Raw genomic sequence first — 13,859 nt, 5'->3', positions numbered from 1 at the left:
AAAAGAATGGATTTAAAAAAATATATTTCTGATGTAGAAAATTTTCCTGAAGAAGGGATTATTTTTAGAGATATTTCACCATTAATGGCAGATGGAGAGGCATACCGTTTTGCAACAAATGAAATCGTAGCATATGCTAAAGATAAAGGTGTAGAAATGATCGTAGGTCCTGAAGCTCGCGGATTTATTGTCGGATGTCCAGTTGCCTATCAAATGGGAATCGGCTTTGCTCCAGCTCGTAAAAAAGGCAAATTGCCTCGTGAAACCGTAGAGGTTACTTATGGTTTGGAATACGGGAAAGATACGCTGCAATTGCATAAAGACAGCATCAAACCAGGGCAAAAAGTATTGGTGTGTGATGATTTATTAGCTACTGGCGGAACGATTGCTGCAACCATCGAATTGATTGAATCTTTAGGTGGAGTAGTTGTGGGAACAGCTTTTATTGTAGAGTTAAAAGATCTAAAAGGCCGCGAAAAAATCAAAGGCTATGATATCCTTGCTTTAGCAGAATATTGATCAACACATAAAGAACTATCTCCTGTTGAGATAGTTCTTTATGTGTTGTTTAAGGAATATGGAAAGAATTTGTTGAAAGCGGACGGAAGAAAAAAAGTACTGTATAACTAGTGCATATGAGGTGATTAGATGAACTTGAATAATTTTATGCACGAAAATTACCCCAATCTTCAGCTGAGACCACCTTTGTTTTATAATTGGGGTATTGGGATTCGTTTTGAACTTGGCCTAGAAAAGGAATGGTTCTTTGATTCTTCAAACAACTTGTATGTATTAGGATGTTATAATAGAGCAATTACTTTATTTGAATCGTTGCATTCACCAACAGATGATATTTTTGTTGTGATGGATATGAACAACTTTGACGTAAGAAAAAAACTGAAACGTCAGTTACAGAATTTTTCTCCGTACATAAAAAAATCATTGTTCTACAGCTTAAAACATCAAGAATTGCCTTTTATTTTTCCAGAAGACGATGAGGATGGCACACGTAAAACCAACAGATTTACTTTAACATGCAAAACAATGGATTTAAACCATGTTGCCTTGCTGAAAGCTGTTTGCAACCAAGATTTAGGCTTTAATCCGAGTATTTCTCATAATGTTTACGTGATAAATATCCAGAAAAAAACGATTTTCCATACTTATGATGATAGAGGTTGTGATGTATTGGCAACTTCGCCTGCAGCAATAAAAGAGATCTATACAAAATATAGTGACTGGATTTTAGATTATGACAGAGTTGAAATAGATAAACTATTCGAATAAAAAGAGATTGTCCAAAAAGCGAGTCCCACTCGATTTTTGAAACAATCTCTTTTTTGTTTATAAAACATGGCTTCGATAAAGACCGACAACTTTTCCTAAAATAGATACTTCTTGTAAGATGATCGGGCTCATAGTATCGTTTTCTGGTTGTAGTCTGTAATGATCTTGTTCGATAAAGAATCGTTTGCATGTAGCTTCATCTTCAGTTGTCATTGCAATGACAATGTCGCCGTTATCCGCACTGGATTGTTTACGGACGATAACTTCGTCTCCATCAAGAATCCCAGCGTTGATCATACTTTCTCCTCGAATGGTCAACATAAACAATGAACCATTTTCATACTCTAAACTGGGTGGGATAGGGAAAAAATCTGTCGCTTCTTCTACAGCTAATATCGGCTCTCCAGCTGTAACGGTACCCAATAAAGGAATTTTATTTAAACCAACTCCTAATTGAGATAAACCGGCAGTTGTCAATTCAATAGTTCTAGGTTTACTCGGATCGCGATGAATAAAGCCGTTTTTTTCCAAACGAGATAAATGTCCATGAACAGTTGATGTAGAGGACAACGATACTGCTTGACCAATCTCTCTAACAGTCGGCGGGAAACCTTTCTCTTTTACTTGTTCATAAATGTATTGTAAAACTTCAATTTGTCTAGACGCTGGTGATTTTTTCATCATTTTATAAACACCTCAATTCTTATTTACTCTTACTGTTAGAATAGCATAAACGAATCCTTTTTTCAAACAAACGTTCGCCTTTTTTGAAGATAATGACCAGTTGTTGAGTTATAATGTCATTTTATCGTCGGTATAACATATAGAAGATCGAATCAACAGACAATCCAGCTGTATTTTTTAGTCATTTTTGGTATATTGGTTAAGGAAGTAGAAAGGATGAAGATAATGTTATCAAAAGAAGAAATAAACCGGATCAATGAGTTAGCTAAAAAATCAAAAACAGAAGAAGGTCTAACTCTTTCGGAACAAGTAGAACAAAAAAAATTGCGTGAAGATTATCTAACAGCTTTCAGAGGTGGAATGAGAAACCATATTGAAGGCATGAAAGTGGTTGACGAAGAAGGAAACGATGTAACGCCTGATAAAGTCAAGAAAATTCAAAAAGATAAAGGTCTGCATGGCAGATAAAAAAAATTCGAAATAGTTCCCATTTGTTTACAAAAAAATGGTATGATATAGAAGCAATGTAAGCAGTTTAATAAGCTTGAAATTTGAAAGGAATGATATTTTTTGTTCGATAAAGTAGATCAATTAGCTGTAGATACCATTCGTACGTTAAGCATTGACGGAGTTCAAAAAGCCAACTCCGGTCACCCTGGATTACCTATGGGTGCTGCACCAATGGCATATGTGTTATGGACAAAGCACTTAAAAGCCAATCCAAAAAATTCCCACTGGGTCGACCGCGACCGCTTTGTACTTTCTGCAGGTCATGGATCCATGATGTTGTACAGCATGCTGCATTTGGCAGGATACAAAGTTTCAATTGGTGATTTAAAGAGTTTCCGTCAATGGGAAAGTAAAACTCCAGGACATCCAGAAGTACACTATACAGATGGTGTAGAAGCAACAACCGGTCCTCTTGGACAAGGAATTGCCAATAGTGTAGGTATGGCCATGGCTGAAGCTCACTTAGCAGCTACTTACAATAAAGAAGGTCACAGCATTGTGGATCACTATACTTATGCTTTATGTGGTGATGGAGATTTAATGGAAGGTATATCAGCAGAAGCAGCGAGTTTAGCTGGACACTTGAAATTAGGCAAATTGGTCGTTCTATACGATTCAAATGACATTTCTTTAGATGGGCCTACATCAAAAGCCTTTACAGAAAACGTTGGTCAACGTTTCGAAGCTTATGGTTGGGAACACATTTTAGTAAAAGATGGAAATGATTTAGAAGAAATCAATGCAGCGATTGAAAAAGCAAAAGCTAATTCAGATCAACCTACATTGATCGAAGTGAAGACCGTTATCGGATTTGGTGCTCCTAACGCAGGATCACACAAAGTTCATGGTGCCCCATTAGGTATCGAAGGAGTAGAAGCGACTAAAAAAGCTTACGGTTGGGAAGGGGAAGACTTCTACGTGCCGGTTGAAGCTCAAGCTCGTTTTGAAGAAACAATGGTTACACCAGGCGAAGAAGCTGAAACAGAATGGGAAAAAGCTTTTGAAGCTTACCGTCAAGAATTCCCTGAATTAGCTCAACAATTTGAGGCAGGATTTAACGGCGATTTACCTGAAGGGTGGGACAAAGATTTGCCTGTATACGAAGAAGGCGATGCGGCTGTAGCTTCTCGTAAATCAGGTAGCGATACTTTGAATGCTATTGCTAAAAATGTTCCGAATTTCTGGGGCGGTTCAGCTGACTTGTCTTCATCGAACAACACGATGATTGATAATGTCACTGATTTTCAAGCTGGTCAATACGAAGGACGCAACATTTGGTATGGTGTTCGTGAATTCGCCATGACGGCTGCTGCTAACGGAATTATGCTGCACGGTGGTACAAAAACTTATGTAGGAACATTCTTTGTCTTTACAGATTATTTAAGAGCTGCAGTTCGTTTGGCGGCTATTTCTAAGTTGCCTGTAACGTATGTGTTTACACATGATTCAGTAGCAGTTGGTGAAGATGGTCCTACTCATGAACCAGTAGAGCACCTTTCAAGCTTACGCAGTATGCCAAACTTGACTGTTCTTCGTCCGGCTGATGGAAATGAAGTCACAGCTGCTTGGGAGATTGCACTGAAATCAACTGATCACCCAACAATGTTGGTGTTGAGTCGTCAAAACTTGCCGGTTTTACCAAAAACCAAAGAAATGGCACGCGAAAATGTTCAAAAGGGTGCTTATGTTCTTTCACCACAAGAGGGAGAACAACCTGAAGGTATCCTAATGGCTACAGGTTCTGAAGTGGCATTAGCATTGGAAGCTCAAAAAGAATTGAAAGCTCAAGGAAAAGACGTATCAGTCGTTTCTATGCCAAGCTTTGATTTATTTGAAAAACAAGATGCGGCTTATAAAGAAAGTGTCTTGCCGAAAGAAGTACGCAAACGCGTTTCGATTGAAATGGGAGCTACTTTTGGTTGGGAACGTTATGTTGGCCTAGATGGAGCGACTGTTGGAATCGACAAATACGGTGCAAGTGCTCCTGGCGAAACGGTCATTAAAAATTACGGTTTTACCACAGAAAATATTGTAGAGGTATTTAATACTCTTTAAAAATGAATAATTTTTTGAGGCGGAAGCTGTACAAAATGATTCGTTTTGTACAGCTTCCGCCTTTTTAAGAGCTGTTAAAAGAAGAGTGCGAATACGTAAAAGAAATGATTGCTATTTATTTTTTTCATTTTTTTTAGTACAATTAACAACTGAGAGGTATTGAAAGGAGTGAAAGGTACAATGAACGTAATGTTAGCAATCGTTTTAATTATAATTGCTTTACTTGCTGGTTTAGTTGGAGGATTCTTTATATCTAGAAAATACATGATGGATTATTTCCAAAAAAATCCGCCAGTCAATGAAGACATGTTACGCATGATGATGATGCAAATGGGACAAAAACCATCTGAAAAGAAAATCAAACAAATGATGGCATCTATGAAAGTACAATCTGAGAAACAAAACAAGAAAAAATAAACATTTTTTTACTTAATAAACGAAGCGGACAGAAGAACATTCTGTTCGTTTTTTTGGTTCTACAGTATTTGACATTGGTAAGTAGAAAATACCGTTCTTTTTAATGCTAAACCTTTTAAAAATACATTTCTCTGCCAACATTAGAAGAGAAAGAACTTTTTTAAAATGAATTGTATACAAAAAGAGATGCGCCGGTATAAAACGGCACATCTCTTTTCTTTAGTTCATTATTTGTATTCGTAACGATAAGTAGGATCAATTTCTTTGTCTAATTGATCAAATGCACTTTGGATCTGAGTCTCGATCAAAGACAAGTTTTCTTTGTTTAATTTTGTTTTACGGTCCACATAAATAGGATCTCCAAAGCGAACAATAACTTTTTTTCGTTTGATCAAGTCAGTTAAGGTTAATGGTCCTTGATACACTGCTGGGACCATTGGGACGCCGCTTAATTTTGCAATTGTAGGAGCTCCACCTTTTAGTTCAGCGGAGTGTCTAGTCCCCGTTGGAAACATAGCCAAACTGAGTTTTCCTTCTTTCAGTATTTTGACCGGCTTTTTAATAGCACTAGGGCCAGGATTTTGTCTATCAACAGGAAAAGCATTCGCATTACGAATAATCCATCCTAGTACGGGGTTTTTAAAGAGTTCTTTTTTAGCCATGAAAGCAAATTCCGTTTTATTCGCTCCTAAGGCTAAGTAAACCGGGTCGATCCAAGTACGATGCGGAGCGATTAAAATATACGATTCATTTTGAGGTAATTTGTCTCTTTGTTGGTAATGAGCATTCCCGTTCAGTATAAAGACTAACACACGGACAACAGCTCGTAATATTCTAAAAAACACGTTTGTTCAATCCTTTCATAAATAACTTCTCTGACACTTCTTTATTAGTATGATTGAAAACGATAAATTTCGCAACAACTTTTATTGTTGGACTAATTTTATTTTAGTAAAAAATAGAAAAGACTCATTTATATCAAAAAGCTGTTCGAGAGACAGCGATTATTTTGGTATACTAGATAAGATAAAAACACAAATAGGAGGACTGAAAATGAAGTTCATACATACAGGAGATTGGCACATTGGGAAAAAGCTTCATGGATTTCAATTGCTGGCGGAACAACGTGAAGTGTTTGAGCAATTATTGGAAACTGCTAAAAGTGAAAAAGTAGATGCTATTGTAATCGCAGGAGATTTGTTTGACCGCGCTGTACCACCTGCTGAGGCAGTGAGTGTATTGAATCAAATGTTGATTGATATGAATTTGACAGAACAGATTCCTGTTTTAGCCATTTCTGGAAATCATGATTCCGCTACTCGTTTAGAATCCGGAAGTCAATGGTTTAAACAAGCTAACTTACATGTACAGACTAAAATCAATGATGCTGTATTCAATCCAGTTACATTAGGCAATACGCAATTTTTTTTGCTGCCTTATTTTGATCCGATTGATGCACGGTTGTATTTTGAAGATGAAACACTGGACACCCCTGAACGAGCGGTTCAAAAGATAGTAAATAAAATGATTGAGCAATTTGATTCTGCAAAAAATCAAGTATTGATCTCACATTTTTTTGTGACAGGCAGTTTAAGAACTGATTCTGAAACAGAATCAACAGTCGGTGGTCTAGATAATGTGTCTGCAGGTGTGTTTAAAGACTTTACCTATGTCGCCTTAGGACATTTGCACCTCCCCAATGCGCTGAGTCATGAATCAGTGCGGTATTCTGGCAGTTTATTAAAATACTCGGTTTCAGAAGCCGATCAACAAAAAGGTTTTCGCATCATAGAACTAGACGACGAAGGAATCAACGAGCAAAGCTTCCATACCGTTCAGCCAACGCGTGACATTCTCGTATTGGAAGAGGCTTTTGCGACGTTAATGGATGAATCCTACTATCAAAATGTGAAACGAGACCAATTTATTTATATTAAATTAAAAGACACCGTCATGCTGCCCAATGCAATGAATCGTTTGAGAGAAGTGTATCCTAATGTTATTGGGATGGAAAGAGTCAATCAGAAAGGTTTGCTTTCTGGGATGAAACAAGCTAAAAAAGAACTGCCCACTGCCTCAGCTCCGAATGTATTGTTTGGACAATATTTTGAAGAGATCATGCAGGAACCGTTAACGCCTAAACAAGTGAAACTAGTTGAATCATTATTTGAAGAATTTCAAAAGGAGGAGGATTAAATGCGCCCACAATCATTGACACTCAAAGCTTTTGGTCCTTATATGGATGAAACAATCGATTTTTCCAACTTTTATGGAAACAATATCTTTTTGATTGCAGGAAAAACCGGTTCTGGGAAAACAACTTTATTTGACGGGATCTGTTTTGCGCTGTTTGGAAAAACGAATGGATCAAATCGTGAGCCGAAAGAAATGCGCTCGACATTTGCCAATGCTAAAGAAATAACCAGTGTGTCGTTTACCTTTCATGCACAAAACAAATTGTATGAGATCGTTCGCAGTCCTGCTCAAACTCTTCTAAAGTTAAAGGGCGATGGGACTCGTGATGTGCCGGCAAAAGCATCGATTCGAGTTTTTAGTGAAGACGGAACTGAACTTCAGCAAGTCAGCAAAATCAGTGAAGTAGATGCTTTGATCGAAGAAGTGGTGCAATTGACTTGTGATCAATTTCGCCAAATCGTGATGATCCCTCAAGGTGAATTCCGACGTTTTTTGAATGCAGACAGCGGAGATAAAGAAAACATTTTAAGAAAACTTTTTGGAACTGGAATCTACCGGCAATTTAGCGAAAAATTAAAAGAGAAGAAAAAAGGGATGCACGTTAAGCTGTTGGAAAAGGAGAAAGAATTGGAATCTGCTTTAAGCAGAGCGCATTGGCTTGATGAGAAACCAGTTTCTGACTTGACCGGCTTTGAAGGCATGAAAGTAGAAATCGAACAATTAAAAGAAGACCAACAAAATAGGACCACTATTTTAGCAGCCTTAGACAGTGCTATAGCTGATTTGATGAAAAAGACTACACAAGCCAACAACTTTTTAATAGAACAACAAACGATCCAACAGTTATTGACCGAAAAAGCAGACTTGACTGCTGCTTTAGCAGACTTGAATAAAGAACAACTTCGTATCACTGAACTTCACCACACGATAAAATCATTTGAAGAAGCTAAAACCTTTGAACCCTTACTGTTTCAATTAAAGGAAAACAGACAAACCCTTGCTGTTGCTGAGCAAAAACATACTGCTGCTTTGGATGAGCTTCGAACGGCTCAAGAAAATGTAGAAAAAGCAACTCAACAAAAGGAACATTTGGAAGAAGAAAAAGCACAGCAAGAGCAGCGTAAAGAACAATTGATCAGATTGACACACTTAAAACAATCGATTGAAACCTATACAACCAGTGAGCAGCAAAACAAAGAACAAGAAATAGTGGTTCAACAGCTTCAAGCCAAACTCAAAAAACTGACTTCAGATCAAGAAGAGCTGATCTATGAAAAAGATAAATTAAATCAGGTATTAGAGGCATTAAAAGAACAAAAAAGCCAGTTGTATGTGTTGAAAGACGAGCTTCAAAGAGTTGAAAAGGCTCAAAGTATGCTGCAAGAAGTCCTTCAACTCGATACCCAAAAGAATCACCTTAGAACCGAATTAGGCGAGAAAACCGTTCGTAAAAACGAAGTTGCTGTAATGTTGGAAGCAGCTGTCAAACAATACAAAGCAGTAAAAAGTGATTGGGCTAAAGTGCAGATCCAAAAATTAGCGGAAGAACTGATTGAAGGAGAACCCTGTCCTGTGTGTGGTTCAACGGAACATCCTCTGCACAGCATGAATAGTGAAAATCCTACCCAGTCAGCTGTTGAATTGGAGATGAGCTTAGAAGAAAAAGAGAAGCATGTTACTACGCATCAAGCTGAAATTGAAGTGCTCTCTCAGCAAATCGACCAGTTAGAAGCATCTGAGAAAGAGTTGACGCAATCATTAGATCAAAAGCTTGATTATTGGCAAGAACAATCCTCTCATTTACCGTTAAAACAAAAAGAGCTCCATGAGCAGAAGACAGAACTGATGGAACTGATACGCGGTCTAAATGAGCAAATAGGAGCTATTGACATTCAGTTAGCTTCTCAAGCCAGTCATGAAGAAAAGAAAATGCACTTTGAGCATGAAATAGCTGAGATCCAAGAAAAACTTACACTCGTTGAAACAAATCTTCAACTAGAATGGAATCGATGGAGTGAACTAAAAGGACAGTTGAAACAACTGAGTCAAGAAATCCCTGAAGAATATTTGGATACTGAACGCTATGCCGCAGAAGTAGAAGCTGGAACTAAGGCTATAAACAATTGGGATAAGCGGTATGAAGAAGCTGGAAAAAACCATACAACGGCTGAAAAAATACAAGAACAGGTGCGCTATACATTGCGTTCCATCTCCGAAACAATCTCTTTGGAACAAGAGAAACAACAAGTACTAACGAAGCAATTAACACAGATACTAGAAGAAAGTTCTTTTACTGCCATGGAAGAAGTAGAAAAGCAGTTGGCGAATAGTTCCTATATCAGTGATTGGCGGAATGAGATCAATCATTTTGAAAAGACTTACTATAATGTTCAACACAACTTGGAACTTAATACACAGAAGTTAGAGGGCAAACCTCTTCCAAAATTAAAAGAAGCAAAAGAACAGTACGATCTGTTAAGTGAAAGAAAGACGCAAAAAGCGGAAGAAAAAGCAGTTCTGTTAGACCATTTCGCTCAAAATAAGAGTGTACTGAAAACGAGTCAGTCTATTTTGGATGCACATCAGAAAAATATGGATCTTTATCTGGAGATCGCAACCCTATCTGATGTGGCTAACGGTGATTCAGGAAATAGTAAACTAGGTTTTGAACGCTATGTGTTGTCTTACTTCTTAGAAGAAGTCTTGATGCTGGCCAACCAACGCTTACAAAAGCTTTCGAACAATCGCTACTTATTTGATCTGAATCGAGAAGATGGTTCATATAAAAACCGAACAGGTCTAGAGATCAATATTTATGATGATCATGCTGGAGGGATTCGAAATGTAGGAACGCTTTCTGGTGGGGAAAGTTTTACTGCAGCGCTTTCATTGGCTTTATCTCTGTCAGATGTTGTACAGCGTCAATCCGGTGGAGTACAAATTGAAGCGATTTTTATTGATGAAGGTTTTGGTTCGTTAGATGAAGATGCATTAGATCAAGCGATTGAAGCGTTGATGCAAATTGATGGCGATGGGAAATTGGTAGGAATCATCAGTCATGTCAAAGAATTAAAAGACCGAATACCGGATAAAATTCTGGTTCATGCATTAGGTACCGGAAAAAGTCAATTGTCTGCAGTACATGCTTAACTGAACCAGTTAAACAACAAATCAAATACATTACTGTTTCTTTTTTTGAAAAGATAACGTAAAATAGATAGATGGAGAATTTTGTTCGATAATTATTGGAAGAACAATTTTTTTGGAAAAACGGCTAGAAAGTAGGTTGGTTTCGTGAAGTGGAGTATACCTGAACGATTGATTGAAGTAGGAAGAAATTTGGTGGATGAAAAACGAGTTCTTTCTGTAAATGCTTCAATCGAAGAAAAAATGTGGACAGCTGATGTGTTGGACGATGATCGTTACCATGTGGAATTAGACGGAACAACGCGAGAACAAGATTTTTGCGAATGCGATTATTGGAAAAATCATGGATACTGTAAACACACGGTTGCAGTTGAGTTAGAATTGAAAGATCGTCAAATCAGCAGAATTATGACACCTGAAAATGCTGAAAAGGTTGCGAAAAATTCTCTCAACCCTGGAAAAGAGCTGACAGTATTATTTTCAAGACAATTTTTAGACGATACAACCAGTTTGTATGCTGCGGAGAAAAAAGAAAGTCAACCTTTTAAGCTGGAATTTAGAATAGAGCATAAACCAGAAAGCACGGCATTAGTGCGCCATTCTGGAGAAGTATTAGTGGTCAGTTTGCGAGCTGGCACAGATAAATTATATGTCATTAAAGATACACAAGCTTTTTTAACAGCTTTTATGAACAAAGACAAATTTGAATATAAAGCTAATCAATGGGTAAATTTCAAAACGGTTGAATTGGAAGCTGCTGATGAAAAAGTAATGAATGAATTGTATGCAGAAATGGAGTCTCAATTTTTTGTTCGAGGAAATTATACAGAGGCTAAATCAATTTTTAATAATAAACGTTATTTTGTATTAACACCTTCTTTTACAAAAAGATTTATAGAACAATACCAAGAAACGACTAATATGCAATTTGATATCAAGGGAGCACATTACTCTCGGATCACTTTTGTCGAAGGACAGATTCCCTATCAATTTGAATTGAATGATCATGAAGGCAATATCTCTTTAAGTATTGATGACAATACAGATGTTTACTTGAAAGATTACCATTGGTACATTGTTCAAGATACGATTTACGATCCGACTCGTGAACAAGTAAAAGCCATCCAACCTTTGCAATCTTTCTTACAAAGGCATGAAGGAGACGGTATTGAGATCCAGCAAGAAGACATGCCGGACTTTACAGCTTATGTTTTGCCAATGCTTTCTAAGTTAGCACCGGTGCACATGTCTGAAGAAGTGGAAAACACCTTTATTCATGAACCTTTGAAGACGTGTATTTACTTCACCTATGAAAACGAGGAACTGCATGCAGTAGTAGAATTTAACTACCGCCATATGGTGCTGTCTACTGATCCGAACGAAAATCAATTGCCTGAAGAAAAAGTTCAAGTCATTCGAGACAGTAAAAAAGAAATTCAAACCTTAAATTTATTGAACGAATTAGGCTACAAACGTCAAGAAAAAGACTACACTAAACGCTTAGTACAAGATGAAAAATTCTATGAATTCTTTACTAAGGAGATTCCCTTGCTGGAAGAATCAGCAGAAGTTTACATCAACGATAGTTTAGACAGCATCTTCTTGGATCAAATAGATTCGGATACAAACGTAGACATCCAACAAGAGGGCGGTTTATTAGATATCCGATTTGACATTAAAGGCATCAGTAAAGATGAAGTCAATCAAGTATTGCAAAGTTTAATGGACAGAAAAAGTTTCCATAAATTAGAAAATGGAAAATTACTGTCATTGGAATCAGACGAACTTCAACAAATCAGCCGGGTTCTAAATGAACTGCGGAGTTCTAAAGATTTCCAGAACGGAGGGGTGACTATCCCAAGTTACCGCGGATTGGAACTATCTCATCTTCTAGAAAAAGAAGGCGATGTTCAACCCGTCTTGTCAAAAAAATTCCAGCAAATGGTCCAAGATCTAAATCAGCCTCAGTCTATTGAGGCCGAACTCCCAGAACAGTTAAATGGAGAATTAAGATCATACCAAACAACTGGGTTTAAATGGCTCAAGATGTTGTCGAAATATGGTTTTGGCGGGATTTTAGCAGATGACATGGGGCTGGGGAAAACGCTCCAAGTCATTACCTATATCCAGTCTGAAATTGAGCAGGGCGAAAAGAATCCGTTTCTGATTATTGCTCCTGCATCTTTAACGTACAACTGGTTCCATGAATTGAAAAAATTTGCTCCAAGTATTAGAGCGGCTGTTGTCACAGGAAGCATCGAAGAACGAGAACATCAAATCCAAGACGTTGAAAACAATGATGTCCTCATTACTTCTTACCAAAGTTTCCGTCAGGATGTTGAGCTGTACAAAAAACAATCCTTTAGTACATTAGTGATGGATGAATCTCAAATGGTGAAAAACTACCATACCAAGACTTCTCAAGCCTTAAGAAGTCTTTCGGTACCTAGAAAATTCGCCTTAAGCGGGACGCCGATTGAGAACAAGATCGAAGAATTATGGGCGATCTTTCAATTGATTATGCCAGGATTTTTCCCGTCTATTAAAAAATTCAAGGGAATGTCCAATGAAAAAATCGCTAAAATGATCCAGCCTTTTGTACTAAGAAGGGTCAAAAAAGATGTATTGAAAGAATTGCCGGAAAAAATCGAGACCAACATGTTCAGTACGCTGACTAAAGAGCAGAAAACAGTTTACTTAGCGTACTTGCAACAAATTCAACAAACGGTGCAGGGAATGAGCGGAGATGATTTCAAAAAGAATCGTATCGCTATTTTGGCTTCACTCACTCGCTTGCGCCAAATTTGCTGTGATCCACGATTATTCATAGATGATTATGAAGGGGAATCTGGTAAACTGCTGCAATTAAAAGAGATTGTTTCAAATGCGTTGGAGAATAATAAACGTATTCTGATTTTCTCTCAATTTACTTCGATGTTGGATATCATTGAAGCTGAATTGGCTAAAGAAAACATTTCCAGCTTCTATTTGAGCGGAAAAACAAAACCTGTTGAACGGATCAATATGGTCAATCAGTTCAACGACGGTGAAAAATCGATCTTTTTGATTTCGTTGAAAGCTGGAGGAACCGGTTTGAATTTAACTGGCGCCGACACAGTCATCTTATATGATCTCTGGTGGAACCCAGCTGTAGAAGAACAAGCTGCCGGCAGAGCTCATCGGATTGGCCAAAAGAACGTCGTAGAAGTATGGCGCTTGATTGCGGAAGGAACGATCGAAGAAAAGATCAATGCTTTGCAACAAGAAAAGAAATCCTTGTTTGATCAAGTCATTACAGAAGATCACGGGGACAAACGTTCAGCAAATCAATTGACTGAACAAGATATACGAGAAATCCTCAGCGTTGGAATGGAGTCTCTGTAAACATAAAATTCAACAACACATTACATTCGATGTGTTGTTGAATTTTTTCTTGCATTATACAGAAATTGATCGTATAATATAAGACGGTGCTAAAAGCATCAACTATATCACACCTCAAAGGATGCATCGGAAGGTGCTTAAGTTTACTTAAGTTTCCCTGCAGTTGATTTTGAGGGAGG

10 protein-coding genes are annotated in these 13,859 nt (G+C 37.6%); 8 read left to right on the top strand and 2 right to left on the bottom strand.

From position 1 onward, the window contains the following. Positions 1–6 precede the first annotated feature (6 nt). Entirely contained in the window at positions 7–519 is a 513-nt protein-coding gene (locus ACEN36_RS07530; RefSeq protein ID WP_407097221.1) for an adenine phosphoribosyltransferase, read from the top strand. 129 nt (positions 520–648) lie between these two features. Continuing rightward, positions 649–1,287 carry a DUF3885 domain-containing protein gene (locus ACEN36_RS07525; protein WP_407126284.1) on the top strand — a complete coding sequence of 213 codons (639 nt, stop codon included), beginning with the start codon at positions 649–651 and terminating at the stop codon, positions 1,285–1,287. Between the two features lie 57 nt (positions 1,288–1,344). On the opposite strand, the gene lexA is transcribed toward ACEN36_RS07525, so the two are convergent. After that, a complete protein-coding gene (lexA, locus tag ACEN36_RS07520; RefSeq protein ID WP_407097223.1) occupies positions 1,345–1,968 on the bottom strand; it encodes a transcriptional repressor LexA in 624 nt (207 codons plus the stop codon). A gap of 228 nt (positions 1,969–2,196) precedes the next feature. Here lexA and ACEN36_RS07515 point away from each other — a divergent pair, with 228 nt between their 5' ends. From ACEN36_RS07515 to ACEN36_RS07505, 3 genes are all read left to right on the top strand, one after another. Next, positions 2,197–2,439 carry a DUF896 family protein gene (locus ACEN36_RS07515; RefSeq protein ID WP_407097228.1) on the top strand — a complete coding sequence of 81 codons (243 nt, stop codon included), beginning with the start codon at positions 2,197–2,199 and terminating at the stop codon, positions 2,437–2,439. Positions 2,440–2,541: 102 nt separating this feature from the next. Next, positions 2,542–4,536, top strand: a complete 1,995-nt coding sequence (tkt, locus tag ACEN36_RS07510; RefSeq protein ID WP_407097224.1) for a transketolase — start codon at positions 2,542–2,544, stop codon at positions 4,534–4,536. A gap of 180 nt (positions 4,537–4,716) precedes the next feature. Then, on the top strand, positions 4,717–4,953 hold the full coding sequence (locus ACEN36_RS07505; protein ID WP_407097225.1) for a YneF family protein: 237 nt from the start codon (positions 4,717–4,719) through the stop codon (positions 4,951–4,953). 227 nt (positions 4,954–5,180) lie between these two features. Here ACEN36_RS07505 and ACEN36_RS07500 read toward each other — a convergent pair whose 3' ends face one another. Beyond that, positions 5,181–5,798 (bottom strand): lysophospholipid acyltransferase family protein, encoded by a 618-nt coding sequence (locus ACEN36_RS07500; RefSeq protein ID WP_407097226.1) that lies wholly within the window; start codon positions 5,796–5,798, stop codon positions 5,181–5,183. A gap of 208 nt (positions 5,799–6,006) precedes the next feature. Between ACEN36_RS07500 and ACEN36_RS07495 the strand changes: the two genes are divergently transcribed. From ACEN36_RS07495 to ACEN36_RS07485, 3 genes are all read left to right on the top strand, one after another. Further along, a complete protein-coding gene (locus ACEN36_RS07495) occupies positions 6,007–7,149 on the top strand; it encodes an exonuclease SbcCD subunit D (protein WP_407126283.1) in 1,143 nt (380 codons plus the stop codon). Beyond that, on the top strand, positions 7,150–10,299 hold the full coding sequence (locus ACEN36_RS07490; RefSeq protein WP_407126282.1) for an AAA family ATPase: 3,150 nt from the start codon (positions 7,150–7,152) through the stop codon (positions 10,297–10,299). Positions 10,300–10,443: 144 nt separating this feature from the next. Further along, positions 10,444–13,680, top strand: coding sequence for an SNF2 helicase associated domain-containing protein (locus ACEN36_RS07485; protein ID WP_407126280.1), 3,237 nt, complete (start codon positions 10,444–10,446; stop codon positions 13,678–13,680). Positions 13,681–13,859: the final 179 nt, after the last annotated feature.

Source organism: Desemzia sp. FAM 23989, assembly GCF_045528345.1.
GTDB lineage: Bacteria > Bacillota > Bacilli > Lactobacillales > Carnobacteriaceae > Desemzia.
Note: the sequence above shows the minus strand (reverse complement) of the source record. Positions and strands in the feature narration are given on the sequence as shown.